This is a genomic window from Kitasatospora sp. NPDC058965, from assembly GCF_042741245.1.
Lineage (GTDB): Bacteria > Actinomycetota > Actinomycetes > Streptomycetales > Streptomycetaceae > Kitasatospora.
Genome location: NZ_JBHYKG010000001.1, coordinates 102,688 through 127,709 on the forward strand (window position 1 = coordinate 102,688; position 25,022 = coordinate 127,709).

Sequence of the window (25,022 nt, forward strand, 5' to 3'; positions counted from 1 at the left end):
GCGAGCCCCCGCATTCCGCCCCCGACCAGCGGCCCCCACCCCCATGTCCCCTACCCACCCCTGAATATGGGGGCGCGCCCCCATGGAGGGTGGGGGGTGCGCGCTGGCAACCTCATCGGCATGACGGAGATGGGGACGGACGAGCCGGGGACACTGTGGTGGACCCGCGGTCTCAGCCGTGCCGAGCGACTGCCGCTGCCCGCGCAGCTGCCGCTCGGCGAGGCGGAGCTGACGAAGCGTTGGGCGGCGGACTACGCCGGCCCCGCCGAGTTCGCCGCCCGACTGGCCGAGCTCGGGCTGACCGAGCCCCAGCTGGCGGCGCTGGCGGCCGAGCCGGCCGAGCAGCTGGCGGCCCGGGTGGCCGTCCCGTCCTGGGCCGCCTTCACCGAGCAGGTGCTGGCCGCCGCCCCCGAGCGGGTCGCGGCGCCGGCCGAGGAGCTCGACTGGGCCACCGGCTTCGCGCTGGTGCTGGCCCCGTTCACCGCGCTGGCCGCCGACCGGCTGCCGGCCGGCCCGGAGCTGGCCGAGCTGGTCGACCTGGCGGCGGTGCGCGCCTGCTTCACCGAGCAGCTGACCGCCGCGCTGGTCCGCACCGCCCGGCGCACCCTGGTGCTGGAGCTCAACGTCGCCCGGGTGACCGGCCGGCTGGACGGGGACACCCCGGCCCGGCGGTTCGCCGACTTCACCCGCCGCTCGGCCGAGCGTCCGGCGCTGCGCGCGCTGCTCACCGAGTACCCGGTGCTGGCCCGGCTGCTCGCCCAGACCTGCGAGCAGGGCGCGGCGGCCTGGACCGAACTGCTCGGCCGGCTGGCCGCCGACCGCACCGAGCTGGTCGCCGGCCTGCTGCCGGGCGGCGACCCGGGCCGACTGGTCTCGGTGGAGACCGGACGCGGCGACCGGCACGACCACGGGCGCACCGTCGCGCTGCTGCGCTTCGAGCACGGCGCCGAACTCGTCTACAAGCCGCGGCCGGTCGAGCTGCACGCCCGGTTCAACGAGACCCTGGCGTGGCTCGGCGCCAAGCTGCCCGACCTGCAGCCGCGCGCCCTGGCGGTGCTGGCCCGGGACGGCTACGGCTGGGTCGAGTTCGCCACCGCCGCCCCCTGCCGCAACCGCGCCGAGGTGCGCCGCTTCTACCGCCGGCTCGGTGCGCTGCTCGCCCTGGTGCACACCCTGGGCGGCACCGACCTGCACTACGAGAACCTGCTCGCCTGCGCCGACCAGCCGGTGCTGGTCGACCTGGAGACGCTCTGCCACCCGGCGCTGGTCCGCCCCCGGGTCGCCGCCGAGGACCCGGCGCTGGGCGCCCTGGAGGACTCGGTGCGGCGCACCGCGCTGCTGCCGGTGCTGCGCTACGGCGCCGACGGCGTGCTCGACCTGTCCGGCCTGGGCGGCGACAAGGGCGTCACGCTGCCGGTCCAGGTGGCCGACTGGGCCGGGGCCGCCACCGACGAGATGCACCTGGTGCGCACCGCCGGCGTCAGCCGCGGCGGCGCCAACCGGCCCCGGCTGGACGGCGTCGACGCCGACCCGGCGCGGCACACCGACGCCCTGCTCGGCGGCTACCGGGCCGGCTACCAGGCGATCGCCGCGCACCGGGCCGAACTGGCCGAGCTGCTGACCCGGTTCGCCGACTGCCCGACCCGGGTGCTGGTCCGCGACACCGCCCGGTACGCGACCCTGCTGGACGAGTCCTGCCACCCGGACGCGCTGCGCGAGGGCCTGGACCGCGACCACCTGCTGGACACGCTCTGGCGCGAGTCGGCCCACAACCCCGCCCAGCGCCCGCTGGTCGGCGCGGAGCTGGCCGAGCTGTGGCGCGGCGACGTGCCGCTGGTCACCGCGCGGGCCGGCCGGACCGGCCTGCGGATCGGCGGGTTCGTCACCGCCGCCCCGGTGCTCGGCTCCGGGCTGGACTGGGCCGAGCAGCGGCTGGAGCGGATGGGCGGCACCGACCGGTTCGACCAGGAGTGGGTGATCCAGGCTGCGCTGGCGGTCCGGGACGGCGACACCGCCCCCGGCGCGCCGGCCGCCGAGCCGGGCCCCGGGGTGGCCACCGTGCCCGACCCCGAGCGCCTGCTGGCCGCCGCCTGCGCGATCGCCGACCGGATCCTGGCCGCCGGCCACGACGACGGCCGCCGGGTGAACTGGCTCGGCCTGGAGCCGCTGGACGAGCGCAACTGGGCGCTGCTGCCGCTGGGTGCGGGCCTGCCGCACGGCTACTGCGGCACCGCGCTCTTCCTCGCCCAGCTGGCCGCGCTGACCGGTGTGCCGCGCTACGCGACGCAGGCCCGCCGGGCGCTGGCCCCGGTGCCGGCCCTGCTGAACGCGCTGGCCGCGCACCCGCAGCAGCTGCCCGAGATCGGTGCCGGCTTCGCGGGCCTGGGCGGGATCAGCTACGCGCTCGGCCAGCTGGCGGTGCTGCTGGACGACCGGACGATCGCCGACTGGCTGGGCCTGGCGGTCCGGCTCACCGAGCTGGCCGGCGCCGGTGCGGCCGGCAGCGGCGGGGTGCTGGAGGGCGACGCGGGGGCGCTGGCCGCGCTGGTCGCGGTGCACGCCGACGGCGGGCCCGACCACGCGCTCACCGTCGCCGGCGCCTTCGCCGACCGCCTGCTGACCCAGCCGCGGGAGGCCTTCGGGCACGGCCTGCGGGAGGGCGACGCGGGCGCCGGCCTGGCCCTGCTGCGCTTCGCCTCGGCCGGCGGCGGCCCGGAGTACGCCCGGGCCGGGCTGGACCGGCTGCGCGCCGCCGCGCGGCAGGCCGACCGCTCGCCGGTCGACGCGGGGGCGCACCGCACCGGCACCGGCTGGTGCGACCCGCTGGACGGCGTCGCGCTGGCGATCGCCGACAGCGGTGCCCACCGCACCGACCCCGAACTGGCCGCGCTGCTGGACCGCGCCCTGCGCCGGGCCGCGCGCCGCCCGATCGCCGCCGACCACAGCCTCTGCCACGGCGAGGCCGGCACCTTGGACCTTCTCCTCTCCGGCGCGGCGGACGGTCCGCTGACCACCGCGCTGCACACCCGGGCGGGCACCCTGCTCGCCTGTCTCGACCGGTTCGGCCCGCGCTGCGGGACTCCCGAGGGCCTCAGCAGTCCCGGACTGCTGTCGGGCCTGGCCGGTATCGGCCACCAACTGCTCCGCCTCGGATTCCGGCCCCGGATTCCGTCCGTGCTGCTGCTGCAGCCAGCCACCCCTGCTCCCCCAGGAGGACGCCATGACTGACGACGCACTGGTTCGCGCGTGGAAGAACCCCGCCGCCCGGAAGGCCGTCTCCTTCCACCCGGCCGGCGAGATCCAGCTCGGGCAGAGCGGTGGGCCGGGCCGCCGGGCCGGACTGCTGGCCGGGATGATCGGTCCGATCACGTACGACGGCGCCTCCGAGATGTCGGTCAGCGCGATGACCGTCACCAGCGTCACCATCGTCTGACCTGGGCCTGACCGCCTGTCAGACCGGCCGGACCGCAGTCACCATGGCGGTTCGGCCGGTTCCGGAGGTAGCCTCCGGACATGCTCATCACGTCGCCCGTGGTGGTGGGGCGCAGCAGTGAGCTGGCCCTGCTGGACGCGGGGCTCAGCGCCGCCCGCCGGGGCGAAGGCCGCGCGGTCTTCGTCCGCGGCGAGGCCGGCATCGGCAAGTCGCGGCTGGTCTCGGAGGCCGCCTTCCGGGCCTTCTCGGCCGGCATGGCGGTGCTGCGCGGCCGCGCGGTCGCCACCGGTGCCACCATGCCGTTCCGCCCGATCGCCGAGGCGCTGCTTTCGCTCTTCCGGGTCGGCGGCCCGCCGCAGGACCCGGAGTTGGCCCCGTACCGCTCGGCCCTGTCGGTGCTGCTGCCCGAGTGGCGCGGCGAGGAGCCGGCCGGCCCGCCGCCCGCGCTGCTGGAGACCGCCGAGGCGGTGCTGCGGCTGCTGCTCGCGGTCGGCCGCAACCTCTCCCAGCACCAGGAGCAGGGCTGCCTGCTGGTGCTGGAGGACCTGCACGACTCCGACGCCGAGACGCTGGCGGTGCTGGAGTACCTCAGCGACAACATCCAGGGCCTGCCGGTCTTCCTGCTCGTCACGCTGCGCCCGGAGGCCGGCCCGGCCGACGACCTGGTCCGCGCGGTGGCCCGGCGACGCAGCGCCACCCTGGTCGAGCCGGGCGCGCTGACGGCCGACCAGGTCCGCGCGATGGCCGAGGCCGCCCTCGCCACCGCCGCCGGCCAACTGCCCGAGCAGGTGGTCGAGCGACTGGTGCGGGACGGCGAGGGCAACCCGTTCGTGGTCGAGGAACTGCTCAGCGGCATGGTCTCCACCGAGGTGCTGCGCCGCGAGGGCGACCGGTGGCAGGTCTGCGGCGAGCTGCCGGTGGACGTGCCGAGCACCGTGGTCCACTCGGTGGCCCAGCGCACCGCCCGGCTCAGCCCCGACTGCCGCGACCTGCTGCACGCGGCCGCCGTGCTGGGGCGCCGGTTCGCGCTGCCGGTGCTCAAACTGGTCACCGGCCTGGACGACCGCGAGCTGCTGGTCCACCTGCGGTCCGGCATCGACGCCCAGCTGATCTCCGCCAGCGGCCCGGTGGCCGACTGGTACGAGTTCCGGCACGCGCTGACCACCGACGCGCTGCTGGCCGAGCTGCTGCCCGCCGAGCGGACCCGGATCGCCGCCCGCGCGGCGGACGCGATCGAGGCCGCCTACCCCGGGCTGCCGGGCGAGTGGTGCCGCCGGGTCGCGGCGCTGCGACTGACCGCCGGGGACAGCCGGGCGGCCGCGCTGCGCTTCGCCGAGGCCGGCCGGGCCGCGCTGGAGGGCGGCGGCGTCAAGTCCGCGGTCGCCCTGCTGGAGCGCGCCTACGACCTGCTGGACGCGGTGGAGGCGAGCGACCCGCAGTGGGCGGCGGACCGCACCGGGGTGATCGAGCAGCTCGGCTACACCCTGATCGAGACCGGCGACTACGACCGGGCCAAGGCGCTCGCCGAGGAGCTGCCGCTGGCCGGGCCCGGCGCGCTCGGCGCGGCCCGGACCGCCGCGCTGCACACCCGGCTGGCCTGGGCCGCGGCCAGTGCGCTGCGCTGGGAGGAGGCCGCCAACCAGGTGAGCTACGCGCGTCGCCTGCTGGTCCGGTTCGACTCCGCCTCGCACCGCCCCGCGGTGGACGTGGTGACCGCCCAGCTGCTGCTGGCCGGCGCCGCCGAGCCCGACACCGCCGAACCGGCCGACCGCACCGCGGCGGCCGAGGAGCTGCTGCGCCGGGCCGCGGCCGCCGCCGAGCAGAACGGGGTGCCCGAAGTCGCCTGCCAGGCCTGGCAGATGATCGCACTGCTGGAGCGCAAGCACGGATTCGACCGGGCCGACGCCTGCCTGGAGCGCGGCCTGGACCTGGCCACCCAGCACAACCTGACCACCTGGCAGGTGGACGCGCTGGTCCGGCTGGGCGCCAACGACTTCATGCGCTCCGGCTCCTCGGCCCGGCTGGAGCGCGCGCACCGGGCGGCGCTGGGCCTGGGCGCGCTCGCGCTGATGCACTCGGCGGAGGCCTCGCTGGCCATGCAGGCGGTGCTGCGCGGCGAGTACCCCCGGGCCCGCGAGCTCTCCGACCGCTGCCTGGCCGCCACCGCCCGGCTGCGCAACGCCGACAACCACCAGTACGTGCTGCTCACCCGGGCCGCGCTGGCCGCGCACCAGGGCCGGCGCCGGGAGATGGACCAGGAGCTGGCGGAGTTCCGCCGCTGGGACGGCGACCGCTCGTTGCAGCTGCCGCTGGTGCACGGCAACCGGGCGGTCTGCGCGCTGCTGGAGGAGGACCGGACCCAGGCGCTGGCCGAGCTGGACCAGGCGGTGGGCTGGGAGGACCGCAACCCCACCGTCTTCTACCTGAACGGACGGTACGGGCTGCGCCCGCTGCTGCGCGCGCTGGCCGGGGTCGGCGACCTGGACGAGCACCGGGCGGTGGCCGGCGAGGCGGCCGCCGGGCTGCCCTGGAACCGCCAGTTCGGGCAGTTGGCGCACGCGGTCCACCTGGGCCGGGCCGGCCGGGTGGCGGAGGCGCTGGACGCGGTGGTCACCGCCCAGGAGGCGGCCCGCCCGTTCGTGATGGCCCGCCAGCTGGGCCTGCGGCTGGTGGCCGAGGCGGCGCTGGCGGACGGCTGGGGCGACCCGGTCGGCTGGCTGCGCGGCGCCGAGGAGTACTTCCACGGGGCGGCCGTCCCCGCCGTGGCCAGCGCCTGCCGGGACCTGCTGCGCCGCGCCGGCGCCAGCATCCAGCAGCGCCGCAGCGGCTCGGACGGCGTGCCGCCGGAGCTGCGCCGGCAGGGCCTGACGGTGCGTGAGTACGAGGTCTTCCTGCTGCTGCCGGACCGGCTGGGCAACCAGGAGATCGCCGAGCGGCTCTACATCTCCCCGCGCACGGTGGAGAAGCACGTGGCCAGCCTGCTCGCCAAGACCGGCCACCCGCACCGCTCGGCGCTCTGCGAGTACGCGGCCACGCTGGCCGGCTGACCCACGACGAGGGCCCCCGCCCGGTGCGCGGTGCCCCGGGCGGGGGCCCTCGGTCGCGGACTCAGCCCTGCGGCAGCGCGGCCAGCTGGGCGGTGATCCGGGCGATGTCGGCCTCGGCGGCCGCCTGGCGGGCGCGGATCTTGACCACCACGTCCTCCGGCGCCTTGGCCAGGAAGCCCTCGTTGCCCAGCTTGGCGGCCGTCTGGGCGGCCTCCTTCTCGGCCACCGCGAGGTCCTTGGCCAGCCGCTTGCGCTCGGCCGCCACGTCGATCGTGCCGGACAGGTCCAGCGCGACCGTGGCACCGGCCACCGCGAGCGAGGCGGTGGGCGCGAAGCCCTCCTCCGGCACGGTCAGCCGCAGCAGCGCGCGGATCGCGTCCTCGTGGTCGACCAGCGCGGTGCCGGCCAGCTCCAGCCCGGCCGGGACCTTCTGACCGGGCTTGAGGCCCTGGTCCGAACGGAACCGGCGGACCTCGGTGACCACCTGCTGCAGGGTGGCGATCTCGGCCAGCGCGGCCGGGTCGCGGAAGCCGCTGTCCGCCGGCCACGCGGCCACGACCACCGACTCGGCACCGGTCAGCGCGGTCCACAGCGCGTCGGTGACGAACGGGACCACCGGGTGCAGCAGCCGCAGCGTCACGTCCAGCACCTCGCCGAGCACCCGGCGGGCCGCGTCGGCCTGCGCGCCGCCCTTGGCCAGGGTGGTCTTGGAGAGCTCGACGTACCAGTCGAAGACCTCGTCCCAGGCGAAGTGGAAGAGCGCGTCGGAGAGCTTGGCGAACTGGTAGTCCTCGTAGAGCGCGTCCACCTGGGCCACGGTCTCGTTGAGCCGGGCCAGGATCCAGCGGTCGGCCGCCGTCATCGCCTCGGGCGCGGGCAGCGGGCCCTCGACGGTGGCGCCGTTCATCAGCGCGAACCGGGTGGCGTTCCAGATCTTGTTGCAGAAGTTGCGCGAGCCCTTGACCCAGTCCTCGCCGATCGGCACGTCGGCGCCCGGGTTGGCGCCGCTGGCCAGGGTGAACCGGACCGCGTCGGCGCCGTAGGCGTCCATCCAGTCCAGCGGGTCCACCGCGTTCGGGTTGGACTTGGACATCTTCTTGCCGAACTCGTCGCGGACCAGGCCGGTCAGCGCGATGGTGTGGAACGGGATCTGACCGTCCATCGCGTACAGGCCGAACATCATCATCCGGGCGACCCAGAAGAAGATGATGTCGTGGCCGGTGAGCAGCACGTCGGTCGGGTAGAACTTCGCCAGGTCGGCGGTCTGCTCCGGCCAGCCCAGGGTGGAGAAGGGCCACAGGCCGCTGGAGAACCAGGTGTCCAGGACGTCCGGGTCCTGGGTCCAGCCCTCGCCCGCGGGCGGCTGCTCGTCCGGGCCGACGCAGACCACCTCGCCGTCCGGGCCGTACCAGACCGGGATCCGGTGGCCCCACCAGAGCTGGCGCGAGATGCACCAGTCGTACATGTTGTCGACCCAGTCGAAGTAGCGGCGCTCCAGCTCCTTCGGGTGGATCTGCACCCGGCCGTCCCGGACCGCGTCGCCGGCCGCCTGCGCCAGCGGCTCGACCTTGACCCACCACTGCAGCGACAGCCGCGGCTCGACGATGGTGTGGCAGCGCGAGCAGTGGCCCACCGCGTGCATGTACGGGCGCTTCTCGGCGACGATCCGGCCCTGCTCGCGCAGCGCGCCGACCACGGCCGCCCGGGCCTCCAGCCGGTCCAGGCCGAGGAACGGCCCGTGCACGGTGATCGCGCCGGACTCGTCCATCACGGTGAGGTTGGGCAGGTTGTGCCGCTGGCCGATGGCGAAGTCGTTCGGGTCGTGCGCCGGGGTCACCTTGACCGCGCCGGTGCCGAACTCCGGGTCGACGTGGGCGTCGGCGACCACCGGGATCTCCCGGTCCGTCAGCGGCAGCTTGATGGTGCGGCCGATCAGGTGGCGGTAGCGCTCGTCGTCCGGGTGGACGGCCACCGCGGTGTCGCCGAGCAGCGTCTCCGCCCGGGTGGTGGCGACCACGATCGAGTCGTCGCCGTCGCCGTAGCGGATCGAGACCAGCTCGCCCGGGCTGTCCTCGTGCTCCACCTCGATGTCGGACAGCGCGGTCAGGCAGCGCGGGCACCAGTTGATGATGCGCTCGGCCCGGTAGATCAGGCCGTCGTCGAAGAGGTTCTTGAAGATGGTCTGGACGGCCCGGGACAGGCCCTCGTCCATGGTGAAGCGCTCGCGGCTCCAGTCCACCCCGTCGCCCAGGCGGCGCATCTGACCCAGGATCCGGCCGCCGTAGTTCTCCTTCCACTCCCAGACCTTCTCGACGAAGGCCTCGCGGCCCAGGTCGTGCCGGGACAGGCCGGACTCGGCGAGCTGCTGCTCGACCTTGTTCTGGGTGGCGATGCCGGCGTGGTCCATGCCGGGCAGCCACAGGGCCTCGTACCCCTGCATCCGCTTACGACGGGTCAGGGCGTCCATCAGGGTGTGCTGGAAGGCGTGGCCCAGGTGCAGGGCCCCGGTGACGTTCGGCGGCGGGATGACGATGGTGTACGCGGGCTTCTCGCTCTTCGCGTCCGCGGTGAAGTAGCCGCGGTCCACCCAGCGCTCGTACAGCTCGCCCTCTACCTCGCCGGGGGCGTAGGTCGTCGGAAGGGCGGCTGCGTGGTCCCCGGACGCGAGGTCGGTGGGGCGCTGGTTCGTCATGTCGGTCACGACGCACAGTTTACGGAACCGCGAGGCCCTGAATGGACGTCGCAGGCGTACGGTAGCGTGCCCGATGCTCGGACGGACCTTCTGATCATCGGACGAGCCCTGCTTGGAGAGCACTCGGGAGGGGACCCACAGATGTCCGACCAGAATCCGTACGCCCAGCCGACGCCGCCGGGATACGGCCAGCAGCCCGGGTACGGGCAGGTGCCGCCGCAGCCGGGCTACGGCTCGGCCCCCGGCTACGGCCAGCCGCCGGCCTACGGTCAGCCCGCCCAGCCGCCCGCCTACGGTCAGCCCGCCCAGCCGCCGGCCCAGCCGCCCTACGGCCAGGCCGGGTACGCCGCGTACCCGCCGCCGGTCCCGCCGAAGAAGTCCCGCAAGGGCCTGTGGATCACCCTCGGCGTCGTGGTCGTGGCGATCGGCGTGGCCACGGCCGTGCTGGTCGGCACGGTGGCCGACACCGTCTCCAAGGAGGGCACCCACAAGCTGGTGCTGCCGGACAAGTTCCAGGGCCTGAACAGCGACACCGGCAACGCGCTGGCCAAGCAGCTGCAGGACAGCATGACCTCGGACCCGCAGGCCAGCAAGGAGCTCCAGGGCACGGTCAGCACCATCTACCACGGCGGCATCACCTCGGACCGGGCGATCGTGGTCTACGGCGGCTACGGCAAGATCGTCTCGCCGTCCACCGAGGAGACCTCGTTCTGGAGCAGCTTCGAGAGCTCGGCGAAGTCCAGCGGCAGCGGCACCACCTTCGGCCCGCGCACCCACCCGGACGCCGGCCCGCTCGGCGGCGTGATGAGCTGCGAGAACGCCATCACCACCCGGGAGACCGACGCGGTCTGCATGTGGGTGGACAACAGCGTGCTGGTGGTCACCATGCAGACCACCCTCAAGGGCACCGCGCCCTCGCTCGACAAGGCCGCCCAGGACGCCCGCGACCTGCGCGCCATCGCCGAGGTCAAGAAGTAACCGGCACCGCACGCACGGAGAGGGGCCCGCCGGTGGCGGGCCCCTCTCCGTGCGTCCGGGTGTCGGCTCAGGCGCTCTTGTCCCGGCGCTCGCGCTTGATCATGTCGCGCGGGACCAGGGTCGGGATCGCGTGCTTGGAGACCACGTCACCGGTGACCACCACGCGGGCGACGTCCTGACGCGAGGGCACCTCGTACATCACGGACATCAGCACCTCCTCCATGATGGCCCGCAGCCCACGGGCGCCGGTGCCGCGCAGGATCGCCTGGTCGGCGATCGCCTCCAGCGCGTCCCGGCTGAACTCCAGCTCCACGCCGTCCAGTTCGAAGAGCTTGCGGTACTGCTTGACCAGCGCGTTCTTCGGCTCGGTGAGGATCTGCAGCAGCGCCTCGCGGTCCAGGTTGTGCACGCTGGTGATCACCGGCAGCCGGCCGATGAACTCCGGGATCATGCCGAACTTGACCAGGTCCTCCGGCATCACCTGGCGGAAGTGGTCACTGGCGTCGCTCTCCCGCTTGGAGCGGATGGTGGCGCCGAAGCCGATCCCCTTGGCACCCGAGCGGCCCTCGATGATCCGCTCCAGGCCCGCGAACGCACCGCCCACGATGAACAGCACGTTGGTGGTGTCGATCTGGATGAACTCCTGGTGCGGGTGCTTGCGGCCGCCCTGCGGCGGGACCGAGGCGGTGGTCCCCTCCAGGATCTTCAGCAGCGCCTGCTGCACGCCCTCGCCGGAGACGTCCCGGGTGATCGACGGGTTCTCGCTCTTGCGCGCGACCTTGTCGATCTCGTCGATGTAGATGATCCCGGTCTCGGCCTTCTTGACGTCGTAGTCGGCCGCCTGGATCAGCTTGAGCAGGATGTTCTCGACGTCCTCGCCGACGTAGCCGGCCTCGGTCAGCGCGGTGGCGTCCGCGATGGCGAACGGCACGTTGAGCATCCGGGCCAGGGTCTGCGCCAGCAGGGTCTTGCCGGAGCCGGTCGGGCCCAGCAGCAGGATGTTCGACTTGGCGAGCTCGATGGCGTCGTCGCGGCCGCTGCCGCTGCGCCCGGCCTCGCCGGCCTGCACCCGCTTGTAGTGGTTGTACACCGCGACCGAGAGGGCCTTCTTGGCCAGGTCCTGGCCGACCACGTACTGGTCCAGGAACTCGTAGATCTCGCGCGGCTTCGGCAGCTCCTCGAAGCGCACCTCGGAGGACTCGGCGAGTTCCTCCTCGATGATCTCGTTGCAGAGGTCGATGCACTCGTCGCAGATGTACACGCCTGGGCCGGCGATCAGCTTCTTCACCTGCTTCTGCGACTTGCCGCAGAACGAGCACTTGAGCAGGTCGCCACCGTCTCCGATGCGTGCCACGAGGTGCTTCCCCTTCGCCAGGGGCCCCGCGGGGTTTCCGGGGCCTGGTGCTGTGGACCGCCACCGCCACCTCGGCGGTCGGGTCTCGGTATCCGACGGTACTCTGCCAACTGGCAGAATCAGCCGTCTTCGACAGCTCTGCCCTACGCCCTGGGCGAATTGATACCGAACAGATGCCGTCCGTGCCGCCGCGGGCAGGTGTACCGGCCGGTACCCCCGCCCGCGGCGGAGCTGCTCACTCAGTCGGTGAGCGAGGCCTTGCGGGTGGAGATGATCTGGTCGATCAGACCGTACTCCAGCGCCTCCTCGGCGGTGAGGATCTTGTCGCGCTCGATGTCCTCGCGGACCTGCTCGACCGGCCGCTTGGAGTGCTTGGAGAGCATCTCCTCCAGCTGCTCGCGCATCCGGAAGATCTCCTTGGCCTGGATCTCCAGGTCGGAGACCTGGCCGCGGCCGGTCTCGGTGTACGGCTGGTGGATCAGGATCCGGGCGTTCGGCAGCGCCATCCGCTTGCCGGGGGTGCCGGCGGCGAGCAGCACGGCGGCGGCCGAGGCCGCCTGGCCCATGCAGACCGTCTGGATGTCGGGCTTGACGTACTGCATGGTGTCGTAGATGGCGGTCAGCGCGGTGAACGAGCCGCCGGGCGAGTTGATGTACATCTGGATCTCGCGGTCCGGGTCCATCGACTCCAGGCACAGCAGCTGCGCCATGATGTCGTTGGCCGAGACGTCGTCCACCTGGGAGCCCAGGAAGATGATCCGCTCCTCGAAGAGCTTGGCGTACGGGTCGTACTCGCGGATGCCCTGCGAGGTGCGCTCGACGAAGCGCGGGACGATGTAGCGGCCCTCGGCACGGGCGCCGAGGTACTCGCCGGCGGGAGTGTTGCGCAGGTTCATGACGGGTGTCCTCCGGAAGCGTTCCGACGTGGTGGGGTGGGCGGTCGCGGCGATCAGGCGCCGGTACCGCCGCCGCCGGGGACGTCCGCGGCGCTGTGCATGATCTCGTCCACCAGACCGTAGTCCTTGGCCTCCTCGGCGGTGAACCAGCGGTCGCGGTCGGAGTCCTTGGTGATCTGCTCGAAGGTCTGGCCGCTGTGGTGCGAGATGAGCTCCGACATCCGGCGCTTCATCCGGAGCAGCTGCTCGGCCTGGATGCGGATGTCGGTCGCCGAACCGCCGAGACCGGCCGACGGCTGGTGCATCAGGATCTCGGCGTTCGGCAGCGCGAAGCGCTTGCCGCGGGTGCCCGCGGTGAGCAGGAACTGGCCCATCGAGGCCGCCATGCCCATGGCGATGGTCACCACGTCGTTCTTGATGTACTGCATGGTGTCGTAGATCGCCATGCCCGCCGTGATCGAACCGCCCGGCGAGTTGATGTACAGGTAGATGTCCTTGTCCGGCTCGGCGGCCAGGAGGAGCAGCTGCGCCGTGATCTTGTTGGCGATGTCGTCGTCGACCTGCTGGCCGAGGAAGATGATGCGCTCGCCGAGCAGCCGGTTGTAGACCTGGTCGCCCAGGCCGCCGAGCACGTCGCCACCGGCGGCGCGCGGCGTGATCAGGCCAGGCATCTGCATCTGCGGGAACGTCACTTAGCCACCTGCTCAGTCGGTTTAGCTTGCTTTCGTCGACCCTAACGCGCAGGCAGGTCCCGACCATCCCCCACGCAGAACTGTTCGCTGTGAGCGCAGGTGGGCCGGGGTACCACAACACCGCAGGCCCGGACGCGGGGTGCGTCCGGGCCTGCGGAAACGAACTACCGCGGGGCTCAGGCCTCGTCGGTGGCGCTCTCCTCGGCGGCGGCCTCGACGGCGGTCTCGGCGGCGGCCGTCTCGGCCTCCTCCTCGTCCTCGTCGAAGTCGATGACCTCACCGTTGGTGTCCTTGACCGTGGCGGCCTCGACCACCAGGGCCAGGGCCTTGCCGCGGGCCACCTCGCCGACCAGCAGCGGGACCTGCTGCTGCTGGACGATCTGCTGGGCGAACTGGTCCGGCGTCATGCCCGAGCCGGCGGCGCGGCGGATCAGGTGCTCGGTGAGCTCCTCCTGGTTGACGCCCACCTCCTCCTTGGCCACGATCTCGTCCAGCACGAACTGGGTCTTGATGCCCTTCTTGGCCTGCTCCTCGGTCTCCGCGTCGAACTCCTCGCGGGTCTTGCCCTGGGCGGCGAGGTAGCTCTCCAGGGTCTGGCCGATCGGCTCCAGCTGGTGGTGCTCCAGGTTGTGCTTGCGGGTCTCGATCTCGTCCGCCAGCAGCTTCTCCGGGAAGGCGATCTCGACCTTCGCGAGCAGGGCGTCCAGCACCCGCTCCTGGGCCTGGGTGGCCTGGTCGAACTCCTTCATCCGGCCGAGGCGCTTGCGCGAGTCGGCGCGCAGGTCCTCCAGGCTGTCGAACTCGCTGGCCAGCTGGGCGAACTCGTCGTCCAGCTCGGGCAGCTCCTTCTCCTGGACCGCGGTGACGGCGGCGGTGACCTCGGCGCTCTGGCCGGCCTGGGTGCCGCCCTTGAGCTCGGTGCTGAAGGTCTTCGACTCGCCGGCCGACAGGCCGATGACGGCCTCGTCGATGCCGTCCAGCAGGCGACCGGAGCCGATCTCGTAGCTCACGCCGGTGGCGGTGCCGTCCTCGGGGACCTCACCGTCGACCTTGGCCTCCAGGTCGATCACCACGATGTCGCCCTCGGCCGCGGCGCGCTCGACGTCCTTGACCGACGAGAAGCGCTCGCGCAGCTGCTCCAGCGACTTCTCGACGTCCTCGTCGGTGACCTCGATCGGGTCGACCTCGACGGAGATCTCGCTGAAGTCCGGCAGGGTGATCTCCGGACGGACGTCCACCTCGGCGGTGAAGGTCAGGCCGTTGGCGTCGAGGTCCTCGACGCCCTTGATGTCGGTGATGTCCGGCTGACCGAGGACCTCGACCTTGTTCTCGTCGACGGCCTGGGTGTAGAAGCGCGGCAGCGCGTCGTTGACGGTCTCCTCGAGCACCGCGGCCCGGCCGAACCGCTGGTCGATGACCCGGGCCGGGATCTTGCCCTTCCGGAAACCCGGAACCGTGACCTGCTGGTTGATCTTCTTGTACGCCGCGTCGAGGCTGGGCTTGAGCTCCTCGAAGGGCACCTCGACGGTGAGTCGAACCCGGGTCGGGTTCAGAGTCTCGACGGCGCTCTTCACGGTTTGGTCTCCTATGGGGCTTGCGGTCGGCTTGTCTGGTCCGGACCGATTCCCTCGCGGGCCGCGGGCCGGGCAGACGGGTGATGAGCCACCTGAGTGCGGCATCTCCCTTATGGGGTGGACGGCGAGCGGCCCGGTCCCGGTCAGGGGGCTGGGCGGGGGCTCTGTCACCCTGGGGCGGTCGGCTCGGGAGCCATGACCGCCAGCGGCCCATCCTACCGGGTACCACGAAACTGACTGGTCGGGGTGACCGGATTCGAACCGACGGCCTTCCGCTCCCAAAGCGGACGCGCTACCAAACTGCGCCACACCCCGCACTGTGCGAGAGGAAGCGTACACGCCGTGCTCCGACGGCTCGCCGATATTCCGCAGACCCGGCAGCCCCGGGCGCCACGGCAAAGCGGCGTGCGCAGCGGGGGCCGGACCAGGTACTCTGTTCCCCGTCCTCACCGGCGGCCGGTCCCATCCGGGGCACCGCCGGGAGTGGATGTGCGGGTGTAGCTCAATGGTAGAGCCCTAGTCTTCCAAACTAGTCACGCGAGTTCGATTCTCGTCACCCGCTCCACTGCGGTGGCCCCGGCCGGTCGGCCGGGGCCACCGGCGTTTTCCGGCACCGGCGCGCACCCGCTAGCCTCCTGCCCGGTTCGAACGCGCCGCGTTCGGGCCGCTGAGCAGCGGGAACGGAGGTGGGCGCGGTGCACCCCGAGCAGCGGCGGGCCGTCATCCAGCGCGGTGTCGTCCGGGAACTGGCCAGGTTCGAACGCGAGTTCACCGTCGACGGGGACATCGTCCGCGGTCCGGGCAGTACCGCGGTGGCGATCCGGGAGCACGCCGGGGCGGACGGCGGCGGGCACGTGGACCTGGGCTTCGTGCTGCGGCTGGGCAGCGCGGACGCCCCGGTGGTCTGGGACTGCACGGCGGGCCTGGGCACCACCGAGGAGGAGAAGCTCGACAGCGCGGTCCGGATGTGGGCCGCCACCACCGCCGCCACCGTGGTCGAACTCCTCGACCACCGGGGGCGGTACGGCGACCACCTGCGACTGCCCGGACTGCCCGGCTGGCACGCGGTGCAGGGGCCGGCCACCGTCTTCGGCTTCCAGCGCGAGCGGCTCTCCGACTGGCTGGCCGGGCAGCAGCTGCTGGCCCGGCTGGCCGCCGAACTCGCCCCGGAGCTCACCGATCCCGCGCTGAACGGCGTGAAGCTGTTCCTCGGCGGGCGCTCGGGGGACGAGGTGGCCGAGGTGCGGGTGAACGGCGAGGTCGCGCACGGGGCCTCCCGGGCGCTGGGCGCACTGGACTGGCCGCGCGGCGAACGGTTCTGCTGGGCGCGGCTGTTCGTGCTGCTGGCGGCCGACGGGAGCCCGCTGGCGGCGGCCCGGGCGGCCGAGGCGCCGCTGCCCGCGGCCGCACCCGGACGGCCTGCCGACACGGCCGGACCGGCGCGGCGGCGCGGTCCGGGCGGCTGGTGGCGCGGGCTGCGCCGGGGCCGCTGAGCACCCGGGGGCCGGCCGGTCCCGACGGCCGGCGCGGCGTCAGCTGGTGATGTTGCTCAGCGTCTTGGCGAGCTGGGTGAGGAAGTCCTGCACCGGCTTGGAGAGCTGGGCGGACTGGTTGAGCATGAAGCCGAAGAGCACGGCGACGATCGCGTGCGGCCACTTGATCTGCTTGCCGCGGATGAAGATGACCAGAATGATCCCGAACAGAACCAGGGCGGAAACGGAGAGCACCCGGACTCACTTCCTCATGTCATGGCGAAGCGGACCACGGCCAGCCCGACGGTCCCGAGGCGGCACCCGCCGACCACCACGCACCCGATTTCCCCCGAGTTCCGGCCAGTCCCGCCCGGACTCAGTGTGGTCGACCGTGCCGACTGCGTAAAGGACTTGCCCCTGACAGGTGCCGAAAGTCCTGCACTGTGAGACGAGTTTCCGCCTCCCGAGACGATAGCGGAAGCGCCCTGACGACCTGTCGGTCGGGGCGCCCCGGCGGGCCGTTCGCATGCCGACGGCCCGTGAGGCGCGGTGGCAGAGATTGGCCGAAGATCGGCGATGACGGCTTGACAGCCGGCGGCCGGGATGCTCGCCCGTCACTCCCGCCACAGCAGCAGCACGGCGCGGTCGTCGTTGATGTCCTTGGCCACCGTCTCGATCAGCCGCACCGCGGCGCCGCCGGTGGAGCTGCCCAGGTGGCTCCCGGCGACCAGCCGGTCGGCCTCCCCCATCAGCCGGTCCATGCCCTCGGCCAGGTCCCGGCCCGGGGCCTCCACCATGCCGTCGGTGCACAGCATCAGCACGTCGCCCGGGCCCAGCCGGCCGCGCACGCCCTCGAACTTGGCGCCGTCGTAGAGCCCGAGCAGCGGGCCCTCGGTGGCCTCCTTGATCTCCCAGCGGCCGGCCCCGGCCAACCGCTGCATGCCCGGCAGGTGGCCGGCCGAGAGCAGCTCGTACTCCCCGCTGTCCAGGTCCAGGGCCAGGTGGACGGCGCTGGCGAAGCCCTCCTCCCAGTCCTGGCGGAGCAGGTAGCCGTTGGCGGCGGGCAGGAACTCGTGCGGCGGCAGCGAGCCGAGCAGCCCGCCGAAGGCGCCGGAGAGCAGCAGCGCCCGCGAGCCCGCGTCCATCCCCTTGCCGGAGACGTCCGCCAGCACCACCTCCAGGAACCGGCGGCTGCCGCCGGTGCGGGCGGCGACCACGAAGTCGCCGGAGAAGGACTGGCCGCCGGCCGGACGCAGCGCCATGTCGGCGTGCCAGCCGACCGGCAGCTGCGGCACCTGGCTCTGCACCCGCAGCCGCTCGCGCAGGTCGAAGAGCATCGAGCCGCCGCTGCGCCACGGCACCCCGACCCGGCTGCGGAACTGCGCCAGCAGCAGCCCGGCCACCCCGACCGCGCCGACCACCAGGGCGGCGCCGGGGGTGACCCCGAAGACGTAGGCCTCCGGCCGGTCGCTGGCCGCCTGCTCGCCGGTGTGGATCACCGACTCGGTGGACAGGCCGAGCGCGGCGGTGGCGTAGAGCAGCACCAGCGAGACCGGGCGCAGCAGCAGCGAGCCGGCCAGGATCGGCAGCACCAGGGCGGTGGGCGGGACCCAGCCGGGCACCCAGACGTTCAGCGTCACCAGCAGCGGCACCAGCAGGAGCAGCACCGCGAAGGCGAGCCAGTCCGCGGCGTCGCCGCGGAAGTAGTCCACCCCGGTCCGGCGCAGGGTGCGGCGGGCCCGGTACACACGCTTGCGCAACCGGACCGTCAGGGGGTCCGCGACCGTTGTCGCGGCGGTCCCCCTCGCACTCGTCTGGGGCGGTGTGCCCGGCGTGCTGCCAGCCATGGGGCTTGACCCTATCCACCGGGACCGCGCCGCGTCGACGGGCGTTCACGGGTGGGCTGCGCGGACGCACGTTTCCGGCCGGGCGACCGGCAGCGTGCGCGGGGCTCGCGGGTCGCCGGCCGGGAGCGATTCGGGGCGCAGGTCAGCGGCTCGCGCCGGGGCGCCCGAGGTGCCCGGGGCGCGCCCGGCGGTCGCAGGGCTCGCCCTCGCGACGGGCGGGTGGTAGCTGTGGCATATGACACACCCTGGCAATGCCCATGACGCACTCTCGCTGCGGCCACTGGCGGCCGAGGAGTGGGAGGCCTGGTACGACGCCTTGGAGACGGCCTTCGGCTCGGTGGAGTCCGCCGAGCGCCGGGCCGCCTGGCACGCCCTGACCGAGGTCGACCGGGCCCTGGGGGTCTGGGAGGACGAGGTGCCGGTGGGCACGGCCGCCGCCTTCTCGTTCCGGATGGCCGTGCCGGGCGGCGCGGTGCTGCCCACCGCCGGGGTCACCATGGTGGGGGTGCTGCCCACCCACCGCCGGCGCGGCGTGCTCACCGCGCTGATGCGCCACCAGCTGGACGAGATCCACGAGCGCGGCGAGGCGCTGGCGGTGCTGACCGCCTCGGAGCCGGCCATCTACGGGCGCTACGGCTACGGGCTGGCCAGCTGGAAGCTGCGGGTGGAGGTGGAGCGCGCCCGGATCCGGATCGCGCCGGGCCCCGAGGACGGCCGGATCCGGCTGCGGCTGGCCGACCCGGCGGACTCGCTGACGGCCTGCGAGCGGCTCTACCACGACCAGGTGCCGCTGCGCCCCGGGATGCTGGCCCGGCGGCCCGGCTGGGAGCGGCTGGCGCTGCTCGACCCGCCGACCGAGCGGGACGGGCACGGTCCGCTGCTCTGCGTGCTGGCCGAGGACCGGACCGACGGCGAGCTGCTCGGCTACGCCCGGTACTCGGTGGCCGAGCGCTGGCAGGACGCCGGACCGGCCGCGGTGGTGCGCGTGCGCGAGGTGACGGCGTCCGGCGCCGCCGCCCGGCGCGCGCTCTGGCGGTACCTGCTGGACCTGGATCTGTCCGAGACCGTGCAGGTGCCCAACCTGCCGCTGGACGACGCGCTGCTGCACCTGGTGTCGGACCCGCGCCGGCTGCGGCCCCGGCAGGTGGACTCGCTCTTCGTCCGGCTGGTGGAGGTGGGCGACGCGCTGCGGTCGCGGCGGTACGCGGCACCGGTGGACGTGGTGCTGGCGGTGCGGGACGAGTTCTGCCCGTGGAACACCGGGCACTGGCACCTGCACAGCGCCGGGCCGGACAAGGGCGCGGCCTGCGAGCCGACCGACGCGCCGGCCGGGCTGGCCCTGGCGGTGCGCGAGCTCGGCTCGGCCTACCTGGGCGGCGCCGGCCTGACCGCGCTGGCCGCCGCCGGGCTGGTCACCGAGCTGCGTCCGGGGGCGCTGGCCGAGGCCGCCCGGGCGTTCGCCTGGGACGTGGCGCCCTGGCTGCCGCACGGGTTCTGACGGCCCGTGCGGCGCCCGGCGCCGGTCAGCCCTGCTGCGGGTGGTGGGCCGGGACCGGCGGGAGCTCGCCGGTGGCCTCGTAGGCGTTCAGCATCTCGATCCGGCGGGTGTGCCGGGGCTCGTTGCTGTACGGGGTGGCGAGGAAGATCTCGACGAACGCCGTCGCCTCCTCCACCGTGTGCATCCGGCCGCCGATGCTGATCACGTTGGCGTTGTTGTGCTCGCGGCCCAGCGCGGCGGTCTGCTCGCTCCAGGCCAGCGCGGCGCGCACGCCCTTGACCTTGTTGGCGGCGATCTGCTCGCCGTTGCCCGAGCCGCCGATCACGATGCCCAGCGCCTCGGGGTCGGCGGCGGTGCGCTCGGCGGCGCGCAGGCAGAACGGCGGGTAGTCGTCCTCGGCGTCGTAGATGTGCGGACCGCAGTCGATCGGCTCGTGGCCGGCCTTGGTCAGCCAGTCGACGAGGTGGTTCTTCAGTTCGTATCCGGCGTGGTCGGAACCCAGGTAAACGCGCATGGGCACGAGTGTGGCACGCCGTCGGTCCGCCACCCGCCAAGCCCCCGTCAGTACGTCAGGTCCGGTCGCCGGCCAGCTTCCTGGCGAGCGGCAGCGCGCCGGTGGCGATCAGCAGCTTCAGCGCGTCGCCCGGCAGGTAGGGGTAGAGGCCCAGCTCGGCCGCCCGGGCCAACGGCACGTGCAGCGCGGCCGCCAGGTAGGGCACGCCGACCGCGTAGATCGCCAGGTTGCCCAGCAGCATCGTGCCGGCGGTGCGCAGCGGGCCGCGGTCGGCGCCGCGCCGGGCCAGCAGACCGGTGACGGCGGCGGCGAGCACGAAGCCGAGCACGTAGCCGAGCGTCGGCAGCGCCCAGCCATCGGCGCCGGCCGCGAACCAGGGCAGCCCGGCGGCGCCGGCCAGCAGGTACACCGTCAGCGCGGCGGCCCCGCGCCGCGCGCCGAGGGCGGCGCCGACCAGCAGCGCGGCGAAGGTCTGGCCGGTGACCGGCACCGGGGAGCCCGGCACCGGGACCGAGAGCTGGGCGGCCAGCCCGGTCAGCGCGGCACCGCCGAACACCAGGGCGAGTTCGCGCAGCGCGCCGCCGAGGCGGCTGTCGGCGGCGGGCAGCAGGTCGGCCAGCACGGTGCGGGCGGGCTGCGGGGTGGCGAGCGCCATGGGTCCCTCCTGGGGGCCGGGATGATCAATGACCGTTCGTGACGCTAACTTCTCGGCCCTTGAGTTTCGATCCACTGAGCGACAAAGGTCCCGGCCTTCGGTTGTGCGGTTCGCTCCCCGGCCCGACATTCGAGCAGTCGGGTAACTACGGAAAGTCACCGGACGTACCGGATGGTGAACCCGGCCGGAACCCGCCCCGCCCATCCCGGATAGTGGATTTCGCTGTCCGTATTGCGAACGACTGGATCTCCGATGACCCCCACCGCCCCGCCGACGCCGGCCTCCCCGGACCTCGACGCCCGGTCCGCCGGGCCGGCCGCGCCGCAGCTCGCCCACGGCCTGAAGCAGCGTCACCTGTCGATGATCGCGCTCGGCGGCGTGATCGGCGCCGGCCTGTTCGTCGGCTCGGGCGCCGGCATCGCCGCGGCCGGCCCGGCGGTGATCCTGGCCTTCACCCTCTCCGGGCTGCTGGTGATGCTGGTGATGCGGATGCTCGGCGAGATGTCCGCCGCGCACCCGGCCTCCGGCTCCTTCTCGGTCCACGCCGAGCGGGAGATCGGGCCCTGGGCCGGGCTGACGGCCGGCTGGATGTACTGGGTGATGCTCTGCTGCGGAGTGGCCGCCGAGGCCACCGCGGCCGGCTCGATCATGCACTCCTGGCTGCCCGGGGTGCCCGGCTGGGCCTGGGTCGGCGTCTTCATGGCCTTCTTCTGCGCCGCCAACCTGACCGCGGTGGAGAACTTCGGCGAGTTCGAGTTCTGGTTCGCCGCGATCAAGATCAGCGCGATCGTGGCCTTCCTGGTGCTCGGCGTGCTGGGCGTCACCGGAGTGCTGGGCAGCGCGCCCGGGACCGCCAACCTGACCCGCCACGGCGGCTTCCTGCCGCACGGCGCGAGCGGCCTGGTCACCGGCCTGCTGGCCTCGGTCTTCGCCTACGGCGGGCTGGAGACGGTGACCATCGCCGCCGCCGAGTCCGACGACCCGCGGCGCAACGTGGCCCGCGCGGTGCGCACCGCGGTGTGGCGGATCGGCGTCTTCTACATCGGCTCGATGGCCCTGGTGGTCACGCTGGTCCCGTGGAACGACCCGGACGTGGTCGGCCAGGGCCCGTACGTGACGGTGCTGCGGGTGCTGGGCGTGCCCGGCGCCGCGCTGGTGATGAAGGCCGTGGTCCTGGTCGCGCTGCTGAGCGCGATGAACGCGAACATCTACGGCGCCTCCCGGATGGCCTACTCGCTGGTCGGTCGCGGCCAGGGCCCGCGGGCGCTGGGCCGGGTCGGCGGCGGTGTGCCGCGCGCGGCGGTGCTGGCCTCCTGCGGCTTCGGGTTCGCGGCGGTGCTGGCCGGCTACTGGTGGCCGGACACCGTCTTCAGCTGGCTGATGAACACCACCGGCGTGGCGATCCTGGTGGTCTGGCTCTTCATCGGCGTCGCCCAGCTGCGGATGCGCCGCCGGCTGGAGCGCGAGTCGCCGGAGCTGCTGACCGTGCGGATGTGGGCCTACCCGTACCTGACCTGGGTGGCCCTCGCCGCGGTGGTCGGCGTGCTCGCACTGATGACCACCACCCCGGGCGACCGGGCGCAGTTGTACGCCGCCGCGGTGCTGGTGGCCGCGCTGGCCGCGGCCGGGTACTGGCGCCAGCGTCGTGCAAGGGCTGCGTGAAAGGATGCCCCGGGGCAAGACCTGCCCCGTGACCTGCACCACCGTGCGAGCCGGACAAAGGAGTACCGCAGTGCCGGGCAAGAACCTCAGCCGGGACGAAGCACAGCAGCGCGCCGGCCTCCTGAGCGTGGACGGCTACGAGATCCACCTGGACGTCACCAGCGCGCCGGACGCCACCGCGTCCACCTTCGTCTCCACCACGACCGTCCGCTTCCGCTGCGCCGAGCCGGGGGCCGCCTCCTTCGCGGACCTGCTGGCGCCGCGGGTGCGCGAGGTGACCCTGAACGGCCGGGCGCTGGACCCGGCGGCCGCCTACGACGGCGCCCGGGTGGCGCTGGCCGACCTGGCGGCGGAGAACGTGCTGGTCGTGGTGGCCGACTGCGCCTACAGCCGGACCGGCGAGGGCCTGCACCGGTTCGTCGACCCGGTCGACGGCGAGACCTACCTCTACACCCACTACGAGCCGGCCGAGGCCCGGCGGGTGTACGCCAACTTCGAGCAGCCGGACCTCAAGGCGCCCTACCGGTTCACCGTGACCGCGCCGGCCGGCTGGGACGTCTACTCCAACGGCGCCGAGGAGAGCAGCACCGTCGACGGGGACGCCCGCACCTGGCGGTTCCTGGAGACCAAGCCGATCTCCACCTACCTGACCGCCGTGGTGGCCGGCCCGTACCACGTGGCCCGCGACCACTGGAGCCGCGAACTGCCCGACGGCAGCACGCTGGAGATCCCGCTGGCGGCCACCTGCCGCAAGTCGCTGGCGCCGTACTTCGACGCCGAGGAGATCTTCACCGTCACCAAGCAGGGCCTGGACTTCTTCCACGAGGAGTTCCAGTACCCGTACCCGTTCGGCAAGTACGACCAGTGCTTCGTGCCGGAGTACAACATCGGCGCGATGGAGAACCCGGGCTGCGTGACCTTCAAGGAGGACTTCGTCTTCCGCTCCAAGGTCACCGAGGCCGCCTACGAAGCCCGGGCCAACGTCATCCTGCACGAGATGGCGCACATGTGGTTCGGCGACCTGGTCACCATGAAGTGGTGGGACGACCTGTGGCTCAAGGAGTCCTTCGCGGACTTCATGGGCTCGTTCGCCCAGCAGGAGGCCACCAAGTACCAGGCCGCCTGGGTCACCTTCGCCAACCAGCGCAAGGCCTGGGCCTACCGGCAGGACCAGTACCCGACCACCCACCCGATCACCGCGGACATCCGCGACGTCGAGGACGCCAAGCTCAACTTCGACGGCATCACCTACGCCAAGGGCGCCTCGGTGCTCAAGCAGTTGGTGGCCTACGCCGGCCGGGACGCGTTCTTCGAGGGTGCCCGCCGCTACTTCCAGCAGCACGCGTTCGGCAACACCGTGCTCGGCGACCTGCTGGAGGTGCTGGCCGTCACCTCCGGGCGCGGCGAGCAGGCGATGCGCGACTGGGCCGCCGCCTGGCTGCAGACCGCCGGCGTCAACGCGCTGACCCCGGAGCTGACCTGCGACGCCGAGGGCCGGATCACCGAGCTGGCGGTGCTGCAGGACGGCACCCCGGACGACTCGGCGGCGGCGCCCCGCGACCTGCGCCCGCACCGGATCGCGGTCGGCCTCTACAGCCGCGAGAGCGACGGCGCACTGCGCCGCACCGCCCGGGTCGAGCTGGACGTCACCGGCGCCCGCACCGTGGCGACCGGGCTGGCCGGCCAGCCGCGTCCGGCCCTGGTGCTGGTCAACGACGACGACCTGACGTACTGCAAGATCCGGTTCGACGCCGACTCGCTGGCCACCCTGCGCACCTCGCTGGGTGCGATCGAGGAGCCGCTGGCCCGGGCGCTGACCTGGTCGGCCTGCTGGAACCTGACCCGGGACGGGCTGCTGCCGGCCCGCGACTACCTGGCCCTGGTGCTGCGCTTCGCCGGCCAGGAGTCCGACATCGGCGTGCTGCAGTCGCTGCACACCCAGGCCAAGGGCGCGCTGGAGGTCTTCGTCGACCCGGCGTACCGGGCCGAGGGCGCCCGACTGCTGGCCGAGTGCGCGCTGCGCGAGCTGCGCGCGGCCAACCCGGGCAGCGACCACCAGCTGGCCTGGGCCCGGTTCTTCGCCGCCACCGCGCACGGCGCGGAGGACTTCGGGCTGCTGGAGGGCCTGCTGGCCGGCACCGCCCGGATCGACGGCCTGGAGGTGGACCAGGACCTGCGCTGGTCGCTGTGGATCGCGCTGGCCGCGGCCGGCCGGGCCACGGTGGCCGAGCTGGACGCGGAGCTCAAGCGGGACAACACCGCCAGCGGCGGCCAGAAGGCCACCCAGGCCCTCGCGGCCCGGCCGACCGCCGAGGCCAAGGCGGCCGCCTGGTCCGCGGTGGCCGACTCCGACCAGCTGCCCAACGCCATGGTCGGCGCGCAGACCGCGGGCTTCGCCCAGGCCGGCCAGCGCGAGCTCACCGCGCCGTACACCGCGCGCTACTTCGAGCTGCTGGAGACCATCTGGGCCGAGCGCAGCATCGAGATCGCGATCCGCTTCGTCGGCGGCTTCTTCCCCCGGCTGCAGACCGACCGGGCCACCCTGGAGGCGACCGACGCCTGGCTGGCCGGGCACCCGGCCGCCGCCCCGGCGCTGCGCCGCCTGGTGCTGGAGTGCCGCGACGAGCTGGCCCGGGCGCTGCGCGCGCAGGCCGCGGACCGCGGCTGACCGCGCACCGGAACGGCCGAACGGCCCGCTCCCCCTTCGG

At 73.5% G+C, this 25,022-nt stretch carries 17 protein-coding genes and 2 tRNA genes; 9 read left to right on the plus strand and 10 right to left on the minus strand.

Annotated elements, in window-relative coordinates; genetic code table 11:
* Positions 1-120 precede the first annotated feature (120 nt).
* The 3 genes from ACFW1A_RS00465 to ACFW1A_RS00475 all read left to right on the plus strand — a co-directional run bounded on the left by ACFW1A_RS00465 (position 121) and on the right by ACFW1A_RS00475 (position 6,480).
* Entirely contained in the window at positions 121-3,228 is a 3,108-nt protein-coding gene (locus ACFW1A_RS00465) for a type 2 lanthipeptide synthetase LanM family protein (protein WP_380401528.1), read from the plus strand.
* Complete coding sequence (locus ACFW1A_RS00470; protein ID WP_380401531.1) at positions 3,221-3,433, plus strand: hypothetical protein; 213 nt, start codon at positions 3,221-3,223, stop codon at positions 3,431-3,433. The genes ACFW1A_RS00465 and ACFW1A_RS00470 overlap by 8 nt, the downstream gene beginning before the upstream one ends.
* Before the next feature lie 80 nt (positions 3,434-3,513).
* Positions 3,514-6,480 carry an AAA family ATPase gene (locus tag ACFW1A_RS00475; protein WP_380401534.1) on the plus strand — a complete coding sequence of 989 codons (2,967 nt, stop codon included), beginning with the start codon at positions 3,514-3,516 and terminating at the stop codon, positions 6,478-6,480.
* A gap of 61 nt (positions 6,481-6,541) precedes the next feature.
* Here ACFW1A_RS00475 and ACFW1A_RS00480 read toward each other — a convergent pair whose 3' ends face one another.
* Positions 6,542-9,172: a valine--tRNA ligase gene (locus ACFW1A_RS00480; protein ID WP_380401599.1), complete on the minus strand. Its 2,631-nt coding sequence runs from the start codon at positions 9,170-9,172 to the stop codon at positions 6,542-6,544.
* 141 nt (positions 9,173-9,313) lie between these two features.
* Here ACFW1A_RS00480 and ACFW1A_RS00485 point away from each other — a divergent pair, with 141 nt between their 5' ends.
* A complete protein-coding gene (locus tag ACFW1A_RS00485) occupies positions 9,314-10,150 on the plus strand; it encodes a hypothetical protein (protein WP_380401537.1) in 837 nt (278 codons plus the stop codon).
* A 67-nt stretch (positions 10,151-10,217) separates the two neighbouring features.
* On the opposite strand, the gene clpX is transcribed toward ACFW1A_RS00485, so the two are convergent.
* The 5 genes from clpX to ACFW1A_RS00510 all read right to left on the minus strand — a co-directional run bounded on the left by clpX (position 10,218) and on the right by ACFW1A_RS00510 (position 14,981).
* The gene (gene clpX / locus ACFW1A_RS00490; protein ID WP_380401542.1) at positions 10,218-11,504 is read right to left on the minus strand and encodes an ATP-dependent Clp protease ATP-binding subunit ClpX; all 1,287 of its coding nucleotides are present in this window, start codon (positions 11,502-11,504) and stop codon (positions 10,218-10,220) included.
* A 239-nt stretch (positions 11,505-11,743) separates the two neighbouring features.
* On the minus strand, positions 11,744-12,400 hold the full coding sequence (locus tag ACFW1A_RS00495; protein ID WP_380401545.1) for an ATP-dependent Clp protease proteolytic subunit: 657 nt from the start codon (positions 12,398-12,400) through the stop codon (positions 11,744-11,746).
* 53 nt (positions 12,401-12,453) lie between these two features.
* Positions 12,454-13,077: an ATP-dependent Clp protease proteolytic subunit gene (locus tag ACFW1A_RS00500; RefSeq protein ID WP_380401603.1), complete on the minus strand. Its 624-nt coding sequence runs from the start codon at positions 13,075-13,077 to the stop codon at positions 12,454-12,456.
* Positions 13,078-13,268: 191 nt separating this feature from the next.
* On the minus strand, positions 13,269-14,666 hold the full coding sequence (tig, locus tag ACFW1A_RS00505) for a trigger factor (protein WP_380401549.1): 1,398 nt from the start codon (positions 14,664-14,666) through the stop codon (positions 13,269-13,271).
* A gap of 238 nt (positions 14,667-14,904) precedes the next feature.
* Positions 14,905-14,981, minus strand: a tRNA-Pro gene (locus ACFW1A_RS00510).
* 176 nt (positions 14,982-15,157) lie between these two features.
* Between ACFW1A_RS00510 and ACFW1A_RS00515 the strand changes: the two genes are divergently transcribed.
* Both ACFW1A_RS00515 and ACFW1A_RS00520 read left to right on the plus strand, forming a co-directional pair.
* Positions 15,158-15,231: transfer RNA gene (locus ACFW1A_RS00515), tRNA-Gly, on the plus strand.
* Positions 15,232-15,361: 130 nt separating this feature from the next.
* The gene (locus tag ACFW1A_RS00520) at positions 15,362-16,159 is read left to right on the plus strand and encodes a DUF6348 family protein (protein ID WP_380401552.1); all 798 of its coding nucleotides are present in this window, start codon (positions 15,362-15,364) and stop codon (positions 16,157-16,159) included.
* A gap of 39 nt (positions 16,160-16,198) precedes the next feature.
* Here the strand turns inward: ACFW1A_RS00520 and ACFW1A_RS00525 are convergent, their stop codons facing one another.
* A complete protein-coding gene (locus ACFW1A_RS00525) occupies positions 16,199-16,393 on the minus strand; it encodes a hypothetical protein (protein WP_380401555.1) in 195 nt (64 codons plus the stop codon).
* Positions 16,394-16,752: 359 nt separating this feature from the next.
* On the minus strand, positions 16,753-17,985 hold the full coding sequence (locus ACFW1A_RS00530; RefSeq protein WP_380401557.1) for a PP2C family protein-serine/threonine phosphatase: 1,233 nt from the start codon (positions 17,983-17,985) through the stop codon (positions 16,753-16,755).
* 235 nt (positions 17,986-18,220) lie between these two features.
* On the opposite strand from ACFW1A_RS00530, the gene ACFW1A_RS00535 reads away from it, so the two are divergent.
* Complete coding sequence (locus tag ACFW1A_RS00535; RefSeq protein ID WP_380401560.1) at positions 18,221-19,483, plus strand: GNAT family N-acetyltransferase; 1,263 nt, start codon at positions 18,221-18,223, stop codon at positions 19,481-19,483.
* Between the two features lie 25 nt (positions 19,484-19,508).
* On the opposite strand, the gene ACFW1A_RS00540 is transcribed toward ACFW1A_RS00535, so the two are convergent.
* On the minus strand, positions 19,509-19,997 hold the full coding sequence (locus tag ACFW1A_RS00540; protein WP_380401563.1) for a ribose-5-phosphate isomerase: 489 nt from the start codon (positions 19,995-19,997) through the stop codon (positions 19,509-19,511).
* Between the two features lie 55 nt (positions 19,998-20,052).
* Positions 20,053-20,652, minus strand: a complete 600-nt coding sequence (locus tag ACFW1A_RS00545; RefSeq protein ID WP_380401567.1) for a biotin transporter BioY — start codon at positions 20,650-20,652, stop codon at positions 20,053-20,055.
* Between the two features lie 252 nt (positions 20,653-20,904).
* On the opposite strand from ACFW1A_RS00545, the gene ACFW1A_RS00550 reads away from it, so the two are divergent.
* The gene (locus ACFW1A_RS00550) at positions 20,905-22,314 is read left to right on the plus strand and encodes an amino acid permease (protein ID WP_380401570.1); all 1,410 of its coding nucleotides are present in this window, start codon (positions 20,905-20,907) and stop codon (positions 22,312-22,314) included.
* 70 nt (positions 22,315-22,384) lie between these two features.
* Positions 22,385-24,982, plus strand: coding sequence for an aminopeptidase N (pepN, locus tag ACFW1A_RS00555; protein WP_380401574.1), 2,598 nt, complete (start codon positions 22,385-22,387; stop codon positions 24,980-24,982).
* Positions 24,983-25,022: the final 40 nt, after the last annotated feature.

Coding starts and splice junctions, on each gene's coding strand:
- ACFW1A_RS00465 (WP_380401528.1), top strand. CDS start 121: ATGACGGAGATGGGGACGGACGAGCCGGGGACACTGTGGTGGACCCGC.
- ACFW1A_RS00470 (WP_380401531.1), top strand. CDS start 3,221: ATGACTGACGACGCACTGGTTCGCGCGTGGAAGAACCCCGCCGCCCGG.
- ACFW1A_RS00475 (WP_380401534.1), top strand. CDS start 3,514: ATGCTCATCACGTCGCCCGTGGTGGTGGGGCGCAGCAGTGAGCTGGCC.
- ACFW1A_RS00480 (WP_380401599.1), bottom strand. CDS start 9,172: ATGACGAACCAGCGCCCCACCGACCTCGCGTCCGGGGACCACGCAGCC.
- ACFW1A_RS00485 (WP_380401537.1), top strand. CDS start 9,314: ATGTCCGACCAGAATCCGTACGCCCAGCCGACGCCGCCGGGATACGGC.
- ACFW1A_RS00495 (WP_380401545.1), bottom strand. CDS start 12,400: ATGAACCTGCGCAACACTCCCGCCGGCGAGTACCTCGGCGCCCGTGCC.
- ACFW1A_RS00500 (WP_380401603.1), bottom strand. CDS start 13,077: ATGCAGATGCCTGGCCTGATCACGCCGCGCGCCGCCGGTGGCGACGTG.
- ACFW1A_RS00530 (WP_380401557.1), bottom strand. CDS start 17,985: ATGGCTGGCAGCACGCCGGGCACACCGCCCCAGACGAGTGCGAGGGGG.
- ACFW1A_RS00535 (WP_380401560.1), top strand. CDS start 18,221: ATGACACACCCTGGCAATGCCCATGACGCACTCTCGCTGCGGCCACTG.
- ACFW1A_RS00540 (WP_380401563.1), bottom strand. CDS start 19,997: ATGCGCGTTTACCTGGGTTCCGACCACGCCGGATACGAACTGAAGAAC.
- ACFW1A_RS00545 (WP_380401567.1), bottom strand. CDS start 20,652: ATGGCGCTCGCCACCCCGCAGCCCGCCCGCACCGTGCTGGCCGACCTG.
- ACFW1A_RS00550 (WP_380401570.1), top strand. CDS start 20,905: ATGACCCCCACCGCCCCGCCGACGCCGGCCTCCCCGGACCTCGACGCC.